4 protein-coding genes are annotated in these 6,348 nt (G+C 70.4%); 1 reads left to right on the top strand and 3 read right to left on the bottom strand.

Annotated features, from left to right (window positions below):
* Window positions 1–6 precede the first annotated feature (6 nt).
* Window positions 7–2,577, top strand: a complete 2,571-nt coding sequence (locus CEK68_RS20060) for a TonB-dependent receptor plug domain-containing protein (RefSeq protein ID WP_226977982.1) — start codon at window positions 7–9, stop codon at window positions 2,575–2,577.
* A 59-nt stretch (window positions 2,578–2,636) separates the two neighbouring features.
* Here CEK68_RS20060 and CEK68_RS20055 read toward each other — a convergent pair whose 3' ends face one another.
* The 3 genes from CEK68_RS20055 to CEK68_RS20045 are packed head-to-tail and all read right to left on the bottom strand — an operon-like array spanning window position 2,637 to window position 6,328.
* Complete coding sequence (locus CEK68_RS20055) at window positions 2,637–3,557, bottom strand: ADP-ribosylglycohydrolase family protein (RefSeq protein WP_152247614.1); 921 nt, start codon at window positions 3,555–3,557, stop codon at window positions 2,637–2,639.
* On the bottom strand, window positions 3,554–4,258 hold the full coding sequence (gene tsaB / locus CEK68_RS20050; RefSeq protein ID WP_152240436.1) for a tRNA (adenosine(37)-N6)-threonylcarbamoyltransferase complex dimerization subunit type 1 TsaB: 705 nt from the start codon (window positions 4,256–4,258) through the stop codon (window positions 3,554–3,556). Before tsaB ends, CEK68_RS20055 begins: the two co-directional genes overlap by 4 nt.
* 60 nt (window positions 4,259–4,318) lie before the next feature.
* Window positions 4,319–6,328 carry an ATP-dependent DNA helicase gene (locus CEK68_RS20045; RefSeq protein WP_152240435.1) on the bottom strand — a complete coding sequence of 670 codons (2,010 nt, stop codon included), beginning with the start codon at window positions 6,326–6,328 and terminating at the stop codon, window positions 4,319–4,321.
* Window positions 6,329–6,348: the final 20 nt, after the last annotated feature.

Raw genomic sequence — 6,348 nt, 5'->3', positions numbered from 1 at the left:
ATGTAGGTGCCGCTGCCGCTGGGCCGCTCGGCCGAGGCCATCGCGCAACTGGCGCCCGGCGTGGCCGGCAACAGCGGCAGCGGCACCTACATCGGCCCGACCGGCGCGCAGCTGCTCAGCTTCGGCGGCTCTTCGGCCGCGGAGAACGCCTATTACATCAATGGCTTCAACACCACCGACCCGCTGCGCGGCCTCGGCGGACTGACCCTGCCCTATGGCAGCATCGACCAGTTGGAGGTCTACACCGGCGGCTACAGCGCCAAGTACGGCCGCTCCGACGGCGGCGTGATCAACGCTGTCGGCAAGCGCGGCAGCAACGAATGGCATTTCGGCGGCCAGGCGACCTGGGAACCGGACGGCCTGCGCTCCGCAAAGAAGGACGTGTACGCGCCCGGCAACGGCGCGCTGTACCGCCCGGACAGCAAGAGCGGCTCCACCCTCAGCACCCAGAGCGTCTACGCCGGCGGCCCGCTGATCCAGGACCGGCTGTTCTTCTTCGGCGCCTACGAACTGCAACGCCAGGACGGCGATCGCTTCTACGGCGCACGCGAGACCACCCCGGGGCCGTACTACTACGACTACCAGTACCGCCGGCCGAGCTGGTACGCCAAGCTCGACTGGAACATCAGCGACAGCCAGCTGCTGGAAATCACCGGCGCCTCCAGCCGCTATGTCACCCGCGGCAAGTACTACCAGTACAGCGGCCGCGACATCGGCGCCCTGCGCGGCAACGCCGACACCACCAAGACCGGCGGCGACCTGTGGAGCGCCAAGTACACCGGCTACCTCACCGACCGCCTGACCTTCAGCGCCCTCTACGGCCAGCAGCGTGCCGACGACTACAGCCGCAACCCCAACTACAACGGCACGCTGACCTATCTCTCCAGCCCCGGCTTCCAGAACCCGGCCTACACCGGCGGCACCCCGATCACCAATGCGCAGACCACCGCGTTGCTGGTCGATCCGGCGCGCGGCAATCGCACCGACAACCTGCGCCTGGACCTGAACTACGCCATCGGCGCGCACAGCATCACCATCGGCATCGACAACCAGAACGCACGCGCGCTCAACCGCGGCTCGGTGGCTTCGGGCGACGGCTACTACTGGATCTACGGCCAGGCCAACCCCAACGTGCCGATCAACACCGGCCTCGGCGTACCCGCCACCGGCGGCTACCCCAACGGCCAGGACGGCTACTACGTGCGCAAGTACATCTACAGCGCGCTGGCCTCGGTGCGCTCGGCGCAGCGCGCGCAGTACGTGGAGGACAACTGGCAGGTCAACGACCGGCTGCTGCTCAACCTCGGCCTGCGCCTGGACCAGTTCACCAACTACAACCGCGACGGCGCGCCGTACATCAAGCAGACCAGCGGGCAATGGGCGCCGCGGCTGGGCTTCAGCTGGGACGTCGACGGCGATGCGCGCTTCAAGGTGTACGGCAACGCCGGCCGCTACTACCTGGCGCTACCGCTGAACCCGGCGTTCAACGCCGCCGGCGCCACCCTGGCCACTTCGACCTACTACACCTATGGCGGCATCGACGCCAACGGCTACCCGACCGGCCTGACCCAGATCTCCGGTGCGGTCTCGTCCAACAACAACTACGGCATCCTGCCCGACCCGAAGACCGTCGCCACGCAGGGCATCAAGCCCTCGTTCCAGGACGAGTTCATCCTCGGCTTCACCAAGGCCTGGGGCGACAGCTGGGTCTACGGCGCCAAGGGCACCTACCGCGTCCTGCGCAGCGGCGTGGACGACTACTGCGACAGCGATACCGTGTTCGCCGCCGCCGCGGCGCAAGGGCACACGGTGACCCTGGCCAGCAATCCGGTCAGCTGCTGGCTGATCAACCCGGGCCGGGCCAACACCTTCACCCTGGTCGATACCTCGGGCAACTACGTCAAGGTGCCGCTGAGCAACGCGCAGTTCGGCTTCCCGGAATTCAAGCGCAACTACTACGGGCTCAACCTGTCGCTGGAGCATCCGTTCGACCAGCGCTGGTACGGCCGCCTCGACTACACCTGGTCGCGCAGCTACGGCACCACCGAGGGCCAGTTGCTGTCGGGCATCGGCCAGACCGCGGTGTCCACCACCCAGGCCTGGGACTTCGCGCAGTTGATGGAGCACACCAACGGCCCGCAGAGCAACGACCACACCCATCAGTTCAAGTTCTACGGCTACTACCAGCTCAACCCCGCATGGCTGGTGTCGGCGAACCTCAAGTTGATCTCCGGTTCGCCGTTCAGTGCGCTGGGCTCCTACGGCCCCGACCACAGCGACCCCTCCGGCTACGGCATCGCCTATCACTACTACCAGGGCCAGCCGGCGCCTCCCGGCAGCCAGGGCCGCCTGCCGTGGCTGCAGCAACTGGATCTCGGCGTGTCGTGGCGGCCGGCCTATGCCGACCGCAAGCTGGCCTTCACCCTGGACGTGTTCAACGTCTTCAACGGCCAGGCCACGCTGTGGAAGTACCCGTACTCGGAGTCGGACCCGGGTAACGCGGACCCGGTGTATGGTGCGGCCCTGCTGCGCCAGGCGCCGCGTTCGCTGCGCTTGAGCGTCAGCTACGACTACTGATCCGCTGCACAGCGACGCCAAGGACGCCGGCCACGCAAGGCCGGCGTCCGCGTCGGCCTTCAACCGGCGACACTGGCGGCGTGCAGCCGATCGGCCAGCGCCACGATCTCCGTCGCATCCTGGACCCGCGCGCGCCATGCCGCGGGAATGCCGTGCAGCCCGTAGAACGCGCCAGCCAGCTGGCCGCAGATTGCCGCAGTCGTATCCGCATCGTCGCCGAGATTGGCCGCGCGCAACACCGCGTCGGCGAAGCACTCGGTGGTGGCGAAACACCACAGCGCCGCAGACAGCGCATCGACCACGTAGCCGGTGCCGCGGATCTGCGCTGCCGGCACCGCGGCGTGGTCGCGGGTGGCCAGCGCGCGCAGCGCCGGGGTCTGCATCGGCGGCGTGCCCGTCGGCTGCAGCACCTGCGCACGGTCCTCGCCCAGCAAGGCGGCACGCAACTGGAAGGCGAACAGCCGGCTGGCATCCAGCACCTCGGCCGCGGCATGCGTGGTGCGCGAACTGTCGGCGGCGCGCTCGGCCAGTTCGTCGGGGCGCTGCGCATAGAACATCGCCACCGGCGCCAGTCGCATCAGCGCGCCGTTGCCGGCCGCGCGCGGATCGTCGCTGCCGCTGAACGCCGGCCCGCCCTGCAGGTAGCGCTCCAACGCCGCGCGCACGGTGTTGCCGATGTCGAAGCACGTGCCAGTGCTGCTCAGGTAACCGTGCCGGTACCAGTTGCAGTAGCGGTTCATCTGGTCGGCGGCGTCGAAGCCCTGCCGGTACAGCAGGCTGTGCGCCAGGCACAGCGCCATTGAGGTGTCGTCGGTCCACTGCCCCGGCTGCAGCTCGAACGGGCCGCCGCCGACCATGTCGTCGATCGGCGCGAAGCTGCCGGGCGCCTTGAATTCCAGGGTGGTTCCGAGCGCGTCGCCCACCGCCAACCCGAGCAGGCAACCGCGGAAGCGGTCGCCGGGCGTCACACCACCGCTCACCGTGCGGCCCGCTGCGCCTGCTGCTCGGCCAGGGTCAGGGCGACGTTGTCGCGCAGGTAGGCCGGTTCGGCGCGTTCCGGCGCGATCCCTTCGCCGTGCGCGTACGCAGCCGCGGCCAGGGTCAGCACGTCGGCGGCATGCGGCAGCGCCTGCGCATCGGCGCTGCGCCAGTGCGCGCCGAAGCGGCGCTGCAAGGTGCCATCGACTGCCGCCAGACCGGTGCCGACCGCGGCCCAGGCCGCTTCCGGCTCGGGCAGCACGAAGGCCTCCGGATTCATCACCTGCTCGGCGGCCAGCGCCTGCAGGCCGCCGTCGGCCTGCCGCGCGTACGCCGCGGTGTAGACCTCGCCCATGCGCGCATCGATCGCCGCCAGCACCCGCGGCGCGTCGGCCGGCGCGCGCAGCGCCAGCACCTGCAGCGTGGACACCGGCAGCACCGGCAAGTCCAGGGCCAGGGCGATGCCCTGCGCGATGGCGATCGCCAGGCGCACGCCGGTGAACGCGCCGGGGCCGCGGCCGAAGGCCACCGCATCGAGCTGACGGCGGCCGATGCCGGCCTCGGCGAGCAATTGCTCGGCCCAGGGCAGCGCCAGTTCGGCGTGCCGCCGCGGCGCCAGGTCGAAGCGCTCCAGCACGCGGTCGCCGACCATAACGGCGACGGAGCAGGCTTCGGTGGAGGTTTCGAAGGCGAGCAGATTCATTGGGGGCTGGGAATCGGGAATGGGGAATGGGGAATCGGAAAAGCAAAGGCGACGCGTCGGCTAGTTTGACGTGGCCGGTGGCGTCGCGGCCTCGGGATTATCGCCCAGCGCCGGGGCCTCGGCGGCGAAGAACTGGCGTACGTCCTCCACGTCGCGGGTGCGGGCGAACGGTGGCAGCGACTCCAGGAAGGTGCGGCCATAGGACTTGGACAGCAGGCGCGGGTCGCACAGCACTAGCACGCCGCGGTCGCGCTCGCTGCGGATCAGCCGGCCCACGCCCTGCTTCAGCGCGATCACCGCCTGCGGCAACTGCTCCTCGCGGAACGGATTGCCGCCGTCGCGGCGGATCGCCTCCAGGCGTGCTTCGAACACCGGATCGTCGGGCGCGGCGAACGGCAGCTTGTCGATCACCACCACGCTCAGCGCATCGCCGACCACGTCCACGCCCTCGCGGAAACTGGCCGAGCCGAGCAGCACGCCGTTGCCGGAGGCGCGGAAGCGCTCGAGCAAGGTCGCGCGCGGCGCCTCGCCCTGCACGAACAGCGGCCAGGGCCCGTCGCGCAGCGCCTCGGCCGCCTCGCGCAGCGCGCGGTGCGAGGCGAACAGCAGGAAGGCGCGGCCCTGCGAGGCCTCCAGCACCGGCTGCAACGCGGCGATCAATGCGGTGCCGAAGCCACGCGCGGCGGGGTCGGGCAGCGCCGGCAGGTAGCACAGCGCCTGCCGCGCCCAGTCGAACGGGCTCGGCTGCAGCAAGGTCATCGGGTCGCGCAGGCCCAGGCGGGTGGCGATGTGCTCGAACTCGCCCTTCACCGCCAGCGTCGCCGAGGTGAACACCCAGGCCGCATGCGAGGCCTCGCGGTGCGCGCGCAGCGGCCCGGACACGTCCAGCGGCGTGCGCTGGCAGCGGAAGCCGCGCGGGGTCAGTTCGTACCACAGCACATCGTTCGACGGCGCGTCCGCTTCCGGCTCGGCCTCGAAATCCGGAATCGGCGCATCCTCGCCGAGCCAGCGGCCCAGCCGCGTGCGCAGCTCGCGCGCGCGTGCCGCGCAGGCGTCGAAGCCCGGCGAGGCCTCGCGCAGCACCGCCAGCGGCTCCTGCAGCCGCGCCAGATCGGCCAGCAGCGCGTCGAAACCGTCGCGTACCTGCGGCTTGGCCAGCAGCCGCCATTGCGTGCCGCGCGCCGGCAGCCCCTCCATCGCCGCGCGCAATTCGCGCAGGGTCTGTTCCAGCGCCTGCGCCGGCGCCTGCAGGCTGGCCAGCGCGCCGGCGACCTGGCGGCTCTCGGCCACGCAGTCGCGCGCCAGTTCCTGCAGCGGGCGCATGCCGAAACCTTCGCCGAAGAAGTTCGCCGCCAGCTCCGGCAACTGGTGCGCCTCGTCGATCACGAAGGCCTGCGCCCCGGGCAGGATTTCGCCGAAGCCCTCCTGCTTCAGCGCCAGATCGGCCAGCAGCAGGTGGTGGTTGACCACCACCAGGTCGGCCGCCTGCGCGCGCTGCCGCGCCTGCACCACGAAGCACTCGCCCCAGAACGGGCACTCGGTGCCCAGGCAGTTGTCGACGGTGGAGGTGACCAGCGGTAGCAGCGGCGAATCGTCGGCCAGCGCCTCCAGCTCGGCGATGTCGCCGAAGCGGGTGCGTCCGCTCCAGGCGACGATGCGCTGGAACTGCGCGACCTGCTCGTGCGCGGTGAAGCGTGGCTCGCCGCGCGCCTGCTGCAGGCGATATTTGCATAGATAGTTGGCGCGTCCCTTCAGCAGCGCACTGCTCAGGCCCACGCCCAGCGCCGCGCGCACCCGCGGCAGATCGCGGTGGTAGAGCTGGTCCTGCAGCGCGCGCGTCCCGGTGGAGACGATGGTCTTCAGCCCCGACAACAGCGCCGGCACCAGGTACGCATAGGTCTTGCCGGTCCCGGTGCCGGCCTCGGCCAGCAGCACGTCGCGCTGCTCGAACGCCTCGGCGATCGCCGCGGTCAACCGCAACTGCGCCGGCCGCGGCACGAACGCATCGAGCTGACGCGCAAGCGCCCCGCCTTCGCTGAGGGCTTCGGTGCTTGCGTGAGCTAACGACATGGGAATGGAGAGTCGGGAAT

The sequence above is a fragment of the Xanthomonas sp. LMG 12461 genome, assembly GCF_009192935.1.
GTDB lineage: Bacteria > Pseudomonadota > Gammaproteobacteria > Xanthomonadales > Xanthomonadaceae > Xanthomonas_A > Xanthomonas_A sontii.
This window is presented reverse-complemented; position numbering and strand designations above follow the sequence as displayed.

What these genes read in the sequence shown, in the direction of transcription:
- tsaB (WP_152240436.1), bottom strand. Translation starts at nt 4,258, where the DNA reads ATGAATCTGCTCGCCTTCGAAACCTCCACCGAAGCCTGCTCCGTCGCC.
- CEK68_RS20045 (WP_152240435.1), bottom strand. Translation starts at nt 6,328, where the DNA reads ATGTCGTTAGCTCACGCAAGCACCGAAGCCCTCAGCGAAGGCGGGGCG.